Raw genomic sequence first — 14,072 nt, 5'->3', positions numbered from 1 at the left:
GGCTATGAGCCGTTCCGATTTTTTTTAGTATAGAGGATTTTGGTGAGGACAATTTGGGAATGCATGTATATCTTGAATATGTCTATAATCATAATGTTTCATTGCGAACTGGGCTTGATAAGGTATTCATACACATATAATTGACCATCATGAGCTGAACATAATACACCAGAAGTTCCTTGCCCATTTATGAAGGAAATACCGATAGGGCGTCCGATTAAGTATGGTATTTTTTGCTGCCAATGCATAGGGGAATCACTCCTTTTTGAGATAATATACGAAAGAAATGATTGAATGGTTGCTTATCCATGTAAATGTAGATGGAAAGGTGTTATATAATTCCTGAAGATTAATATAAATAAAAAACCGCTATAATTCTGAATTTATAGCGGCTTTTTTATATTCTTAAGCAAGATTTTTACGCTTTTTTGTCCATTTTTTTATAACGAAGTATAAAAGTATAAGTACGACGCCACCAATTGCGAATGATTTCACATACGGACCAGCAATATCGTTAATATTTTCCCAATTTTCACCTAGCTTTTCACCTAAATAAATGAAAATAATAGACCAAGGGATAATCGCAAGTGCTGTTAGTGTAGTGAAACGTAGTAAAGGCATTTTTGTAATACCAGCAGGAATTGAAATCGCATGACGCACTACTGGAATGAAGCGTGCTGTAAAAATGACACCAGTTCCGTAACGATTAAACCAATCTTCTGCAGCGTCTATTTGCTTTTTATGTATGAAAATATATTTTCCATAACGTTCTAATATAGGGCGTCCACCATATCGTCCAAGCCAATAAATAAAGATTTGGGCAATAACACCGCCAATTGTACCGAATACAACTGCGCCTATAAATGAGATACTTCCATTGAATACTAAGTATCCTGCATAAGCAAGGACAATTTCACTTGGGATAATCTCAATCATAAGTCCAAGCATAATGCCCCAATAACCTAATCCTTCAAAAAACGTTAATACTGAATGAATAAAACTACTTAACATTGTTGCACCTTCTAGTTTATGAATTTTTGATTATAAGAACCTTTTATTTAATCGCATAAAAGGTTCACCATATGTAGATTATACCTTATTTGCATAGGGGATTGCTATTTCAATTCTTTTATGTCTCTCATAAGTATTATAGTAAAGTATATAAGCCACGTTTTCATGAAGGGTTAATGAAAAGATTATTAAAAATTTCTCATAAAAAAATAGAAGCATTTCTGCTCCTATTTTTTAAGGCTTCACATCTAAGTTCTGTAAAAATAAAGTTGCTGTTACGTAACGCTTTGCTAACATTTGTACATAAGCGGTATGTACAGAAAGGGTCGCAATAATAATAGCGTTACGAATTGCTTCGCGTTGTTCGTTATTAATTTGATCGAACTTACTTGCGATTTTATCAGCTTTTTCTTTTACGATGTTTTCAATTGTATGAACGGTATCTGTTGCATTTAATTGTAAGCAATTTCCTTGATTGAGTTCTTCAAATAAAGAAGAGTATGCTACATATAAATGAACAGGATTGATTAAATCATCACTTCGATCAGCTGGATCATTTACAATAAGGCGTAATAGCTTACGAATGGATTCAAAATCAAGTGCTGTTTTTAAATCTTCGACAATAAATAGTAAGGCTGCTTGTTCAATTGAATATTTTTTCCCTTTTTGAGGAGAGCCAATCATTTCTTTTATATCTCGTTTCACCCAGTTTTGCATAGCAGTTACAGAGAAACTTGTGTTTTCAATCTGATTGCCAAGCGCAACTATTTCATTTAATGAAAAACCGACATCAGTATCGTCAATTTTAATCAGCTTTTCAAAAATAGGTGAAAGTGCGGTAGTAATAAAAGCTGTAACGCTTTGTCCGCTTTCAATATCTTTTTTATGTGACTTTGCCCAAGCTTCTTGTAAAATACCGAGAGGCTTTTTCGTATTCCATCCTCTTAGTGATAGAAGAAGGGTAGCCATTTCGTTTCGTGTGAGATGAAATGTTTCCATCTTTTCACCTCCAAAATAATAAAAAGTTCTTATGAACTTATAATATGTTTTGTTGCATTTAAAGTCAATTCTGTTTTGCTTAATTTTTCCTTTGTGACCAAACTGTTGAAAGTAAATAATACTTGCATATTTCGACAAAAGTTCATATAATAAGTTCATAAGAACCTTTAAAATGTTCTTAAAAACAAATCTATCATTCTGAATTTACTAGAAAGATAGATTTCACATATATCTATATAAAAGGAGAATGGATATAATATGTTGAAAAAACTTGTAGCAGTAATGACAGCATTCATGGTTATCTTTGGGGCTAGTAGCTTTATGTTCGTAGATCATGCAGCAGCGAAAAGTTACAAATCTGGTAAAAAATCATTTACACCAAGTTCAGGTCAAAAGTCAAAAGTTGATTTAAACAAAAAAGACTCAAATGTAAATTCTCAAAAAACGACTCCAGATTCAAAAACGAAAGCAACAAACACGGCACCAAAAAGTAATAAAGGAAGCTTTATGAAAGGTTTATTACTAGGTGGTCTTGGTGGTTTACTAATGGGTAGCTTATTTGCAAATATGGGAGCTCTTGGTTCTGTATTAGCGTTTATGGTAAATATGTTAGTAATGGCTGGTATCGTAATGTTAGCAGTTCGTGCATTTAAATACTTCAAAGACCAACGTAAGAAGAAGGCAGATGAAGTAGCATGGAAACAATAAAAATTTCTGAACAAGAGCTTATAAATGCGCTTTGTATATATATCGCTGAAAAAAGACAAGTGGGTCCAGAAGAAGTATTAGTTGAACTCATGTATGATGACGACTACGGTTTCTCTGCGGAAGTAGAGGTAAATGGTCGCCAGCAAATTTTAATTCAAGCAAACTTAATCGAAGCTTTACGTTTATTGCTTGACAGAGAATATAATGTCAATCCATTCGCAGCGAGATTACAACTTGAATTAGATGATGAAGAAGGCATTTACGCATTAGCGAAATTTAATAACTCAGATGAATAGAGAAAAGAGCTGTTGAGAATAATCTCAGCAGCTCTTTTTAGTATGTGCATATGTAGAAGAGTAATCACGCCAAATTTCATTCATCTTTCGTCTACCGATATCTACCATCGGATTAAACTGAATTGCAGCTTTCTGACGAATAAAGTGAACGTTTTGAATGGCGTGAGATAATTGTTGGTCGACTATATCACGTTTTTTGCTTGCATATTTAGCAATAGATAGACCTGCAACTGTTCCTTGCGCCATCGCAATTTTTCCGCTTTCAATGCCTGTAATATTGCCAGCTACAAATAAACCAGGAAGAGGAGTTTCCATTGTTTCGGAATGGAGAGGAACGTGTCCACCTAATTCTGAAATGTAATGGAAGGGACAACCAGCTACAGCTGCAAGTTCGGCAAGTGGGTATAATCCCCCGGCAATACAAACAAAATCTGCTTCATATATTTTCTCTGATCCAGTAATAACATTTCCTTTAGAGTCAATATTAGCAACACGTACACCTTCAACTTGATCTGTTCCGATAATTTCAAGAGCTGCTTTCCGAAGGTGAAGTGGCGTTCCGTTTATTTTCATTCCGCTGTTTGGATAGAATGTTAATCCAGCTTTTCGAACCCAATCATATTTCATAAAGTGGCTACCTATTCGCAAAATAGCAGAAGGAGCGAGATGTGCTGCATTTAAAAGAGAGTTTAAAACTTCTTCAGGTTCACCAGCTTTTTGACTTAACTCGCTTTTTTCAGGGAGTACAATATGATCTACTGTAATTCCCGCTAATTGCAATTCACTTAAAATGGCGAAAGACAAAATGTTAGCACCAATAATGATTCCTTTTTTTCCAACTTGCACGCGATGAACATTTGTCATAACTTGAGCTGCTCCAATTGACATCACTCCTGGAAGTGTCCAGCCAGGAAGGGGAATAGAATATTCCGCAGCTCCAGTAGCAAGTAGTACGAAAGGTGCTTCTAACGTACCGATATTAGTATGTACAAACCAATTGTTTTCATCTCTATCTAAATTATAGACCGAAACACCGCACCTGATATGTACTGAAAGTGATGCTGCTTCTTCATGAAGTCGCTTCGATTCTTTTATTCCGTTCCACCATTCTCCAGTAGGCTCTTGATGCAACTGTCCTAACAATCTCCCGCCCGGCTTCATAAATTCATCAATAACGAGCACTTTTAGTCCGAAACGAGCACAAGAAATAGAAGCAGATAATCCCGCTGGCCCTGCACCAATAATAATTACATCACTCATCGTTTTTTCACCATCTCTCTCACGATATTCGGATGCTGTTTCCCGCTTTCAACAACCATGTTTTCTTCTACAACAGTTAAGCATGCGCGTACATTTGTTTGATTATTTACTGTCATGCGGCATTCGGAACAGTGCCCGATATTACAATAAATACCTCGCGGTGTTCCGCTATCTTCATGAACTCTTAATGTCCGTATTCCATTTGCTAACAGGGCAGCAGCTATCGTTTCATGTTCATATGCTTCGTATTGATGACCGTTAAATTGAAAGGTAATACGCTTACTACTTTGTAAAGTGCCTAAAATAGGGTGATGTGTAATTCTACTCATTTACTTTCACCTACCGATCCAAAAGTAACTGCACGTATTGGTGGTTGATATTTTAACGGTAGTTCATTAAGAGTTACGTCAGGGTTCGCATTTTCAATCATTCGATCTATCATTATTCTGCATGTGCGACCACCGCAAAATCCCATGCCAGCACGTGTTCTTAGTTTTAATTCTCTTGCCGAGCAGTTATATTCAGCAATTGTCGATTGAAGTTGCCCATATGTAACCTCTTCACAACGACAAACGATTAAGTTGTTTTTATTTGTCATGTGTATTCCTCCTCTAGTTCGGTTTTCGCAAATTATATATGCAAAAATCATGCCAATATAGAGGAGAAGAGGGCTATCTGTAAATGCCTGATCGGTGCATACTGATTCTTTATTGAAGTCCAAGTTTCTTTAAACGGTTATATAAAGTAGCCCTTGTTACACCAAGTTGTTTTGCGCATTCTAATTTATTCCCATTTAAAATTCGTAAAGCCCTTTCAATAACTTTTTTCTCATGCTCATCCATCTCTTCTTGTAAAGAAAGGATTGTATTATTGTTGCTGAGTAATAGGGAATGGGCTGTATGGTTGTCTAAAGTTTCAGTCGTATGAAATGGTAAATATTCTTGTTTTATAATTCCGTCTGTTGCGAATACCACAAGCCGTTCAACAACGTTTCGAAGTTCGCGAATATTACCTGGCCAATTGTAATGAAGCAGTTCATGCATAATGCTTGAAGGTAAGTCACGAATTGGTCTGTTATAGTTGATTGAAAAATCGTTTAAGAAAGAATAGGTTAATTCAATAATATCCTCGCGTCTTTCGCGCAGCGGTGGAATCTGCAAGCTAACTACATTTAAGCGGTAATATAAATCTTCTCGGAAAGTTCCTTTTCTCATTTCTTCTTGTAAATCACGATTTGTAGCAGCGATAATACGGAAATCAATATTAATTTCTTTTTCACCACCAACTCGGTAATACTTTCGCTCTTGCAGTACACGTAACAGTTTTACTTGCATATCAAGTGGCATTTCACCTATTTCATCAAGAAATAAAGTACCGCCTTGCGCGAGTTCAATTTTACCTTTTTTTCCTTTACTATTTGCTCCAGAAAACGCCCCACGCTCGTAACCGAATAATTCACTTTCAAATAATGCTTCTGGAATTGCCCCGCAGTTAATCGAAATGAAAGGCGCCTTCGCTGCTTCACTTGCTTCATGAATTGCTTTCGCAAATACTTCTTTTCCAACTCCGCTTTCCCCAAGTATTAAAACAGTTGATTTCACCGAACAAACTTTTCTAGCTAATTGTATCGTTCTTTGTATAACAGGACTTTTCCCATTCATCGCAAGGAATGGATCGGATTCATCTTTATACTTTGCCACTTCTTGTTCTAAACGGTGCATTTCATGTGACATATTAAATAGTTTTTCATTTAAAGCGACTTGATTTGTAACATCTGTTTCTGAAACGACTGCTCCTATAATTTCATCATTACAATAAACTGGATTTGAATTAATTAATACAAATAAATCGGGACGAGGCTGATGGAACTGAGCGACTATGCTTTTTCCATCATGTAAAGATTGTAAAATTTCCAAGTCTTTATAATCAAAAAAACGAGTAATCGGTTGCCCAATAATCTCATTATGGTTGACTGAAAATATTTTTTCAGCACCATCTGTCCAAGTTCGAACACATTCTTTACTATCAATTACTGTAACAGAAGAGTCAGTTGTTTGTATTACAGTGTCATAAAATGACTGTAGTTCATTGTAGGACTTATAAAGAAATGGAATCATTTGCTGAGAAGTTATACAGCATATCGGCTCATCGTTTTCGTTAAGGATGATAACAGCTAATTCATAAGAAAAAGCGTCAATTAATGCAGTGAATGAGTCATCTACATAAATAATTGCGCAATTATATTCTTCTGTAGTAGAAGGGAGGTAATAAAACCTTTCGTTTATTTTCTTAATGCGATCAAGGCTACATGTATGATTGATTAAAACGCTTTCCAAAAATTCTTGTATAGTCGGAAATGAAAATTCCATAATGTCCTCCTGTTATGTATAAAAATTTTGACAGTGATAAAAAAATAATACACCTATTTACTATAAATTTAAAATATTTTTACAAATAAAAATATTATTTATAAAAATTGTATATGTACAGAATTGGCACGTCAATTGCATAAAAGAAAGTGAGAGGCTAGGAAAGGAGGAGTATATTATGAGGCACTGCGACGTTTTAATTATAGGTGGTGGAATAATAGGGTGTTCTATCGCTTATTACACTTCAAAATACGGAAGAGACGTAACAATCATTGAAAAAGGGGAATTTGTCAGCGGGACGTCTTCACGGTGTGATGGGAATATTTTGGCCATTGATAAAGACCCGGGATTTGATAGTCAAATGTCTTTAGTAAGTCAAAAATTAGTAACTGATTTAAGTGAAGAATTAGAGCATTCATTTGAATATAGAGCACCAGGAAGTATTCTCGTATGTGAGTCAGACGAAGAGATGGAAGCTGCGCAGCAATGGGTAAATCGGCAAAAAGAAGCTGGATTACCGTTTCGAATGCTTGATAGGAAAGATATAAGGGAAGAGTCGCCTTTTTTTGCTGATGATTTATTAGGCGGTTTAGAATGTGCGACGGATTCAACTGTGAATCCATATCTCCTTGCTTTCTCGCTTCTGTCAGAGGCACAAAAGTTTGGCGCAAAAGCTTTTAAGCAGACGGAAGTAAAGAGTATGGAAATAGAGACGGATGGTTCATTTGTTGTAGAAACTACGAATGGAACTTTTACAGCACAACAAGTTGTAAATGCAGCCGGTGTGTGGGCTCCTAAGATTGGTCAGATGTTAAATATAAATATACCAATTGAACCGAGAAAAGGGCATATTATTGTAGCTTCAAGGCAACAACACGTAGGATGCCGTAAAGTAATGGAATTCGGTTATTTAATTTCTAAATTTGGCGGAAAACGAAAAGTGGATGCTTTAACTGAAAAATACGGGGTTGCGCTCGTATTTGAGCCTACTGAAAGTCAAAATTTCTTAATTGGTAGTAGTCGTGAATTTGTAGGATTTCATACGAGGATAAATAATGAAGTCATTAAATGTATCGCAAATAGAGCAATTCGTTTTTATCCGAAAATGGCAGATATGATGGTAATTCGTTCTTACGCTGGTTTACGTCCGTGGACAGAAGATCATTTACCGATTATTTCACGAGTGGAACATATTCCGAATTATTTCATTGCCGCTGGACATGAAGGTGATGGGATTAGTCTTGCAGCAGTTACTGGAAAAGTAATTGAAGAGTTATTAAATGAAAAAGAGACAATTATTCCTATTGAACCACTTCGTTTGAGTCGTTTTACAGAAAGGGTGTTAAACGGATGAGGTCACAAAGAGTCTTTACGACGATTGATACACACACAGGTGGGAATCCAACGAGGACATTAATTAGTGGACTTCCAAAGTTGATTGGAGAGACGATGGCAGAGAAGATGTTACATATGAAAAAGGAGTATGATTGGATTCGAAAATTGTTAATGAATGAACCGCGTGGTCATGATGTAATGTCAGGAGCATTATTAACAGACCCGTGTCATCCTGAGGCTGATATAGGTGTTATATACATAGAGACAGGTGGATATTTACCGATGTGTGGTCACGATACAATCGGTGTATGTACAGCGTTAGTTGAATCAGGTTTAATTCCGGTAGTTGAACCGATTACTTCTTTAAAACTAGATACACCGGCTGGCTTAGTTGAAGTAGATATTGCTGTTCAAGATGGAAAAGCAAAAGAAGTATCTTTCTGTAACATACCAGCTTTTTTATTGAAAAATATTACTGTACAAGTGAAAGACATTGGAACTATAGAGGCTGATATTGCGTATGGAGGGAATTTTTATGCCATTATTGATGCGAAATCAGTAGGTCTAGAATTAGTACCAGAAAATGCATCTACAATCATCGATAAGGCGATTCATATAAGGAACACAATTAATGAGAAGTTTGAAATCACTCATCCAGAGTATTCGTTTATAAGAGGATTAACACATGTTGAATTTTATACAGATCCTACTCATGAATGTGCGCATGTGAAAAATACAGTTGTTGTACCACCAGGCGGAATAGATCGATCTCCATGCGGTACAGGAACATCTGCGAAGCTAGCTGTATTATACGCTCAGAAAGAAATCGAAATTGGTGAAGAGTTCATTCATGAGAGTATCGTTGGTTCTTTATTTAAAGGATATGTCATGGATACGACACATGTTGAAAATATTGAAGCTGTCATAACGAAAATTACGGGATCAGCTTGGCTTATGGGTATGCATAGATTTTTTTACAATGAAATGGATCCACTTAAAGAAGGATTTTTGCTAATTCCGCCGATGGAACATGAAACGGAGGATATAAAATGAACATTCAAAAAATGTATACAGCAGTAGACGTACATGTAAATGGCGAGACATTTCGTGTAATGAAAGATGTACCATGCAAATACTACTACAGTTTGGAGCAATTAAATGAACAATTTTCAGGTGAATTAGCAGAAGAGATGAAGCTTTTATTAAATGAACCACGTGGTTTTATCGGTTTGAATGGGTGTATTGTCGTTCCATCTATCCATAATGAAGTGGATGCAGCTGTATTATTTTTTAATCATGAAGGTTCGATTCCGCTTCATTATGGAGGCATTGTTGCAGTAATAACGATGTTACTCGAAAGTGGTTATTTAAAAAAGAGAGAGTCCAATCAATACAAAATTGAAACGTTATCTGGAATATTTTTAGTTCATGCGTATGTAGAGAATGATGAAGTTATATCGGTTTCGTTTGAAAGCAAACTATGCTATATGATTGAGGGAAATTTACAGGTTGGTAATGTAAGTTATTCTCTCATACAAGCAGATAAAGTATATGCAGTTGTAGAGAAAGGTGCGTATTCGCCAGAAATTCGCATGGAAAACATTTCTGAATTGAAAAGATGGGGAGAAGCTACACTACAGACTATACAAAAACAGTCGCTAATAAAAAGGCTTATTTTAGTAGATCCTTCGCAAAAAGAAAAGAACCATATAAAATCGATTACATTTCATGAAGATAACTTTATCGTACGTTCGCCAGGTTTTGTTTCTACTATTGTTTCCTATGTTCATGCGTTATTTAAAAATGATTATATGGCGGATAAACCTTTTAAAAATGAAAGTATATTTAATAGTTTTATAACTGTGGAGAAAGTGAAGAAGGAGGAACTAGGATACATTTTCCGTTTTGAAAGTAGAGGGTTTATTACAGGGATGCAGACATTTCTATTAGACCCTACGGATCCGTTTCCGTCAGGTTTCTTATTAAAATAAAATGTGATAGGGAGAGATAAATATGCAAAAAATTAAAGGAGCATTTCCAGTATTAATAACACCGATGGATGAATTTCAGGAAATTAATTGGGATGGGGTAAAGCAAAATGTAAATTACTTTATCGAACAAAACGTTGCAGGTATCATCATTAATGGAAGTACAGGAGAATTTGTAAGTTTATCAAAAGAAGAACGATTTAAAATGGTAGCAACCGTGTTGAAAGAAATTGATGGCCGTATTCCAGTTATTGTTGGAACTGCAGCAGAGACGACGAAAGAAACAATTGAATATACGAAACATGCAGAAGCGCACGGAGCGGATTGTGTATTAATTATAAACTCTTACTATTGTAAACCGAAGGAAGAGGAGATTTATTTTCATTTTAAAGAAATCTCAAACTCTGTAAATATACCAATTATGTTATACAATAATCCATTTACTTCTGGTGTTGATATGAGTACAGAGCTAATGCTCCGTATTGGAAAAGAGTGTGGAAATGTTACACATATTAAAGAATCTAGCGGAGATATTCGAAAAGCGAGAGATTTAGTAAGACAAAGTGAAGGGGCTTTCCAAGTCTTCTGTGGTTCTGAAGATTTAGTTATGGAATCATATTTAGTTGGTGCCTCGGGATGGGTTTCAGTAGCAGGAAATATTGTTCCCGGTCTCGTTACAAAAATGTATGAGCATTTTCAAAATGGTGAATTAGAAAAGGCGTGGGAAATAAACGATGCTATTTTACCACTTTGCGAGTTTCTTGAAGGATCAGGGAAATATGTTCAAATCGTTAAACGTTCTATGGAATTACATGGGCAAGCGGGAGGACCTTCTCGCTATCCAAGACTAGGGTTAACTGTAGAAGAAGATCAAAAGCTTCAAACGATTTTATCAAATATTGCAGCTCGTGCAGCTGTTTAGATAAGGAGGAGAACATAATGTTAAAGACAAATATTGAGCTGAAACCAAAAGTGGAAGCGTTTTTAAATGAAGAAATTAAAATGTTTATTAATGGCGAATTTGTTTCTGCTATTGGCGGAAAGACGTTTGAAACGTACAATCCAGCAACAGAAGAGGTTCTAGCAGTCGTATGTGAAGCGCAAGAAGAGGATATTGATGCTGCAGTAAAAGCGGCAAGATCTGCATTTGAATCTGGCCCGTGGGCAGAAATGACTACTGCTGAAAGAGCGCATCTTATTTATAAATTAGCAGATTTAATTGAAGAACATAGAGAAGAATTAGCGCAACTAGAAGCTTTAGATAATGGAAAGCCATATCAAGTAGCACTTGATGATGATATTTCAGCGACTGTAGAAAATTATCGTTATTACGCAGGATGGGCTACAAAAATTATTGGGCAAACAATCCCGATTTCAAAAGATTACTTGAATTATACGAGACATGAACCTGTTGGTGTTGTAGGACAAATTATTCCGTGGAATTTTCCGCTTGTTATGTCTTCTTGGAAAATGGGAGCTGCACTGGCGACAGGTTGTACGATTGTATTAAAGCCAGCAGAGCAAACGCCTTTATCTTTACTATATACAGCGAAACTCTTTAAAGAGGCTGGATTTCCAAACGGCGTTGTAAACTTTGTACCAGGCTTTGGTCCTGAAGCAGGGGCTGCAATTGTAAATCATCATGACATTGATAAAGTTGCTTTTACAGGATCTACTGTTACAGGAAAGTATATTATGCGTCAATCTGCAGAAATGATTAAGCATGTAACGTTAGAGCTTGGCGGAAAATCACCAAATATCATTTTAGAAGATGCGGACTTGGAAAAAGCGATTAATGGTGCATTCCAAGGTATTATGTATAATCACGGTCAAAATTGTAGCGCAGGATCACGTGTGTTTGTTCATCGTAAACATTATGAAACGGTAGTAGATGCACTTGTGAAAATGGCGAACAACGTAAAACTTGGAGCAGGTATGGAGAAAGGAACGGAAATGGGTCCACTCGTATCTAAGAAACAACAAGAGCGTGTGTTAAATTACATTGAGCAAGGGAAGAAAGAAGGTGCTACAGTTGCGGCTGGTGGCGAACGTGCGCTTGAAAAAGGTTATTTCGTTAAGCCAACTATATTCACAGATGTTACAGACAATATGACAATCGTTAAGGAAGAAATATTTGGACCAGTTGTTGTCGTACTTCCATTTGATTCGACAGAAGAAGTAATTGAACGAGCGAACAACTCATCCTATGGCCTTGCTGCGGGTGTATGGACGCAAAATATCAAAACGGGTCATCAAGTAGCAAATAAATTAAAAGCAGGAACAGTGTGGATTAATGATTATAACTTAGAAAATGCAGCTACACCATTTGGTGGATATAAACAATCTGGTATTGGCCGCGAATTAGGTTCATATGCGCTTGATAATTATACAGAAGTGAAAAGTGTTTGGGTAAATATAAAGTAATAGGGCGTTTTACTGATAAAAATTGAGGGATGAAATAATGAAAGATGCGGACAACTAGAAAGTTTGATAATAGTTGTCCGTTTTTTTTTATATACAAAATTGCTTTTCCAAAGAATGATAAGGGGGATTTGGATGGAGAATTTAGTAGAATGGTTAGTAGGGCAAGTGTGGAGTATCGGTTTAGTTGTTTTTGCATTAGGGGCAGGCGTATATTTCACGATTGCAACACGCTTTTTGCAAATCCGTTATTTTAAAGAGATGATTAAACTATTATTTGAAGGAAAGAGTTCAGAGACGGGAATATCATCTTTTCAGGCATTTTGTTTAGCCTTATCAGGAAGAGTTGGAATTGGTAATATTGCAGGGGTAGCGACAGCAATTGCTTTCGGCGGTCCTGGAGCTGTATTTTGGATGTGGGTAATGGCTTTGTTAGGGGCAGCGAGCGCGTTTGTAGAATCAACATTATCTCAAGTATACAAAAGTAAAGTAGGGAATGAATATCGCGGCGGTACTCCATATTTCATTGAGAAAGGTTTGAAAATGAAATGGTTTGCAGTCATTGTAGCAGTAGTTGTAACACTTTCATATGGCGTGTTATTACCAGGTATTCAATCTAGTAGTATCGCAGTTGGATTTGAAAACTCTAATGGTATTAGCAAATATATAACTGGTATATTTTTAGTCGTGTTACTAGCAGCAATTATTTTTGGTGGTGTAAAGAGAATTGCTGGCGTTTCTCAAATGCTTGTTCCATTTATGGCAATTGGTTATGTAATTGTTACATGTATCATATTAATTGCGAATGTAACGGAGATTCCAAGGATGTTTGCTTTAATTTTCTCTAGTGCATTTGGTGTAAATGAAATGTTTGGTGGAATTGTTGGTGCAGCTATTGCATGGGGCGTAAAACGCGCTGTATTTTCAAACGTTGCTGGTGTCGGAGAAGCGACGTATAGTTCGGCGGCTGCTGAAGTATCGCATCCTGCAAAACAAGGATTAGTTCAAGCATTTTCCGTATATATCGATACAATTGTCGTATGTACAGCGACAGCTCTTATGATTTTAATAACAGGTATGTATAATGTTATACCTGAAGGGAAAACCGCTATTGTACAAAACATAGGAAATGTGGAAGCTGGTCCAATTTATACACAACAAGCAGTTGAAACTGTGATAACAGGGTTTGGTCCAATATTTATTTCAATTGCGATTTTCTTTTTTGCATTTACAACGCTACTCGCTTATTACTATATCGCTGAAACAACACTTACTTATTTAGATCGTCAACTGAAGTATGGCTGGTTAAAACCAGTTTTAAAATTTGGATTTTTAATTATGGTTTACATCGGTAGCGTTGAATCAGCGTCGCTTTTATGGAACCTTGGAGATTTAGGAATCGGTAGTATGGCATGGTTAAACTTAATCGCAATCTTACTTTTAAGTAAAACCGCATTAAAAGTGTTAAAAGATTATGAAACGCAGAAAAAAGAAGGGAAAGATCCAGTATTTAATCCTAAAAATGTGGGGATTGAAGGATTAACATTTTGGGAAGAAAGAAGTAAAGAGGTTGAAAGAAAAAGTTCTAGAGAAAAAGTTATTGTCGATGATAATTTAAAATTATAACTTAAATTAACTGAAAATTCTTAATTTAAAAGAAGGTATATTGCCTCCATTTCATCACA

Annotated in this window: 14 protein-coding genes and 1 pseudogene; 8 read left to right on the top strand and 7 right to left on the bottom strand. The window is 36.0% G+C overall.

Annotation, left to right across the window (positions count from 1 at the left end):
• Nucleotides 1-24 precede the first annotated feature (24 nt).
• The 3 genes and pseudogenes from N2V80_RS14055 to N2V80_RS14045 all read right to left on the bottom strand — a co-directional run bounded on the left by N2V80_RS14055 (nucleotide 25) and on the right by N2V80_RS14045 (nucleotide 2,010).
• Nucleotides 25-248 (bottom strand): annotated as a pseudogene (locus N2V80_RS14055) (hypothetical protein).
• A 157-nt stretch (nucleotides 249-405) separates the two neighbouring features.
• On the bottom strand, nucleotides 406-1,011 hold the full coding sequence (locus N2V80_RS14050) for a DedA family protein (protein ID WP_000952913.1): 606 nt from the start codon (nucleotides 1,009-1,011) through the stop codon (nucleotides 406-408).
• A 234-nt stretch (nucleotides 1,012-1,245) separates the two neighbouring features.
• Nucleotides 1,246-2,010, bottom strand: coding sequence for a DUF1836 domain-containing protein (locus N2V80_RS14045; protein ID WP_000447231.1), 765 nt, complete (start codon nucleotides 2,008-2,010; stop codon nucleotides 1,246-1,248).
• A 258-nt stretch (nucleotides 2,011-2,268) separates the two neighbouring features.
• Here N2V80_RS14045 and N2V80_RS14040 point away from each other — a divergent pair, with 258 nt between their 5' ends.
• Together N2V80_RS14040 and N2V80_RS14035 are read left to right on the top strand one after the other, a co-directional pair.
• Complete coding sequence (locus N2V80_RS14040) at nucleotides 2,269-2,718, top strand: hypothetical protein (RefSeq protein ID WP_000914478.1); 450 nt, start codon at nucleotides 2,269-2,271, stop codon at nucleotides 2,716-2,718.
• Nucleotides 2,706-3,014: a YxcD family protein gene (locus N2V80_RS14035; RefSeq protein WP_000447747.1), complete on the top strand. Its 309-nt coding sequence runs from the start codon at nucleotides 2,706-2,708 to the stop codon at nucleotides 3,012-3,014. The genes N2V80_RS14040 and N2V80_RS14035 overlap by 13 nt, the downstream gene beginning before the upstream one ends.
• Before the next feature lie 24 nt (nucleotides 3,015-3,038).
• Here N2V80_RS14035 and N2V80_RS14030 read toward each other — a convergent pair whose 3' ends face one another.
• From N2V80_RS14030 to N2V80_RS14015, 4 genes are all read right to left on the bottom strand, one after another.
• The gene (locus N2V80_RS14030) at nucleotides 3,039-4,274 is read right to left on the bottom strand and encodes an NAD(P)/FAD-dependent oxidoreductase (protein WP_001286100.1); all 1,236 of its coding nucleotides are present in this window, start codon (nucleotides 4,272-4,274) and stop codon (nucleotides 3,039-3,041) included.
• On the bottom strand, nucleotides 4,271-4,603 hold the full coding sequence (locus tag N2V80_RS14025; protein WP_000087074.1) for a (2Fe-2S)-binding protein: 333 nt from the start codon (nucleotides 4,601-4,603) through the stop codon (nucleotides 4,271-4,273). Before N2V80_RS14025 ends, N2V80_RS14030 begins: the two co-directional genes overlap by 4 nt.
• The gene (locus N2V80_RS14020) at nucleotides 4,600-4,872 is read right to left on the bottom strand and encodes a (2Fe-2S)-binding protein (protein WP_000182619.1); all 273 of its coding nucleotides are present in this window, start codon (nucleotides 4,870-4,872) and stop codon (nucleotides 4,600-4,602) included. The genes N2V80_RS14025 and N2V80_RS14020 overlap by 4 nt, the downstream gene beginning before the upstream one ends.
• A gap of 109 nt (nucleotides 4,873-4,981) precedes the next feature.
• Nucleotides 4,982-6,643 carry a sigma-54 interaction domain-containing protein gene (locus tag N2V80_RS14015; RefSeq protein WP_000395824.1) on the bottom strand — a complete coding sequence of 554 codons (1,662 nt, stop codon included), beginning with the start codon at nucleotides 6,641-6,643 and terminating at the stop codon, nucleotides 4,982-4,984.
• A 178-nt stretch (nucleotides 6,644-6,821) separates the two neighbouring features.
• On the opposite strand from N2V80_RS14015, the gene N2V80_RS14010 reads away from it, so the two are divergent.
• From N2V80_RS14010 to N2V80_RS13985, 6 genes are all read left to right on the top strand, one after another.
• Nucleotides 6,822-7,997 carry an NAD(P)/FAD-dependent oxidoreductase gene (locus N2V80_RS14010; RefSeq protein WP_001215242.1) on the top strand — a complete coding sequence of 392 codons (1,176 nt, stop codon included), beginning with the start codon at nucleotides 6,822-6,824 and terminating at the stop codon, nucleotides 7,995-7,997.
• The gene (locus N2V80_RS14005) at nucleotides 7,994-9,031 is read left to right on the top strand and encodes a proline racemase family protein (RefSeq protein ID WP_001257544.1); all 1,038 of its coding nucleotides are present in this window, start codon (nucleotides 7,994-7,996) and stop codon (nucleotides 9,029-9,031) included. Before N2V80_RS14010 ends, N2V80_RS14005 begins: the two co-directional genes overlap by 4 nt.
• Nucleotides 9,028-9,969 carry a proline racemase family protein gene (locus N2V80_RS14000; RefSeq protein WP_061655776.1) on the top strand — a complete coding sequence of 314 codons (942 nt, stop codon included), beginning with the start codon at nucleotides 9,028-9,030 and terminating at the stop codon, nucleotides 9,967-9,969. The genes N2V80_RS14005 and N2V80_RS14000 overlap by 4 nt, the downstream gene beginning before the upstream one ends.
• Nucleotides 9,970-9,991: 22 nt before the next feature.
• Nucleotides 9,992-10,888, top strand: coding sequence for a 4-hydroxy-tetrahydrodipicolinate synthase (gene dapA / locus N2V80_RS13995; RefSeq protein WP_001169464.1), 897 nt, complete (start codon nucleotides 9,992-9,994; stop codon nucleotides 10,886-10,888).
• A 17-nt stretch (nucleotides 10,889-10,905) separates the two neighbouring features.
• A complete protein-coding gene (locus N2V80_RS13990) occupies nucleotides 10,906-12,390 on the top strand; it encodes an aldehyde dehydrogenase family protein (protein ID WP_000920986.1) in 1,485 nt (494 codons plus the stop codon).
• Nucleotides 12,391-12,522: 132 nt separating this feature from the next.
• Nucleotides 12,523-14,013, top strand: a complete 1,491-nt coding sequence (locus tag N2V80_RS13985) for an alanine/glycine:cation symporter family protein (protein ID WP_000429521.1) — start codon at nucleotides 12,523-12,525, stop codon at nucleotides 14,011-14,013.
• Nucleotides 14,014-14,072 lie beyond the last annotated feature (59 nt).

This window comes from Bacillus sp. FSL W8-0640 (genome assembly GCF_038007725.1).
Lineage (GTDB): Bacteria > Bacillota > Bacilli > Bacillales > Bacillaceae_G > Bacillus_A > Bacillus_A cereus.
The sequence above is the reverse complement of the archived record's forward strand: the minus strand, read 5'-3'. Positions and strand labels throughout refer to the sequence as shown.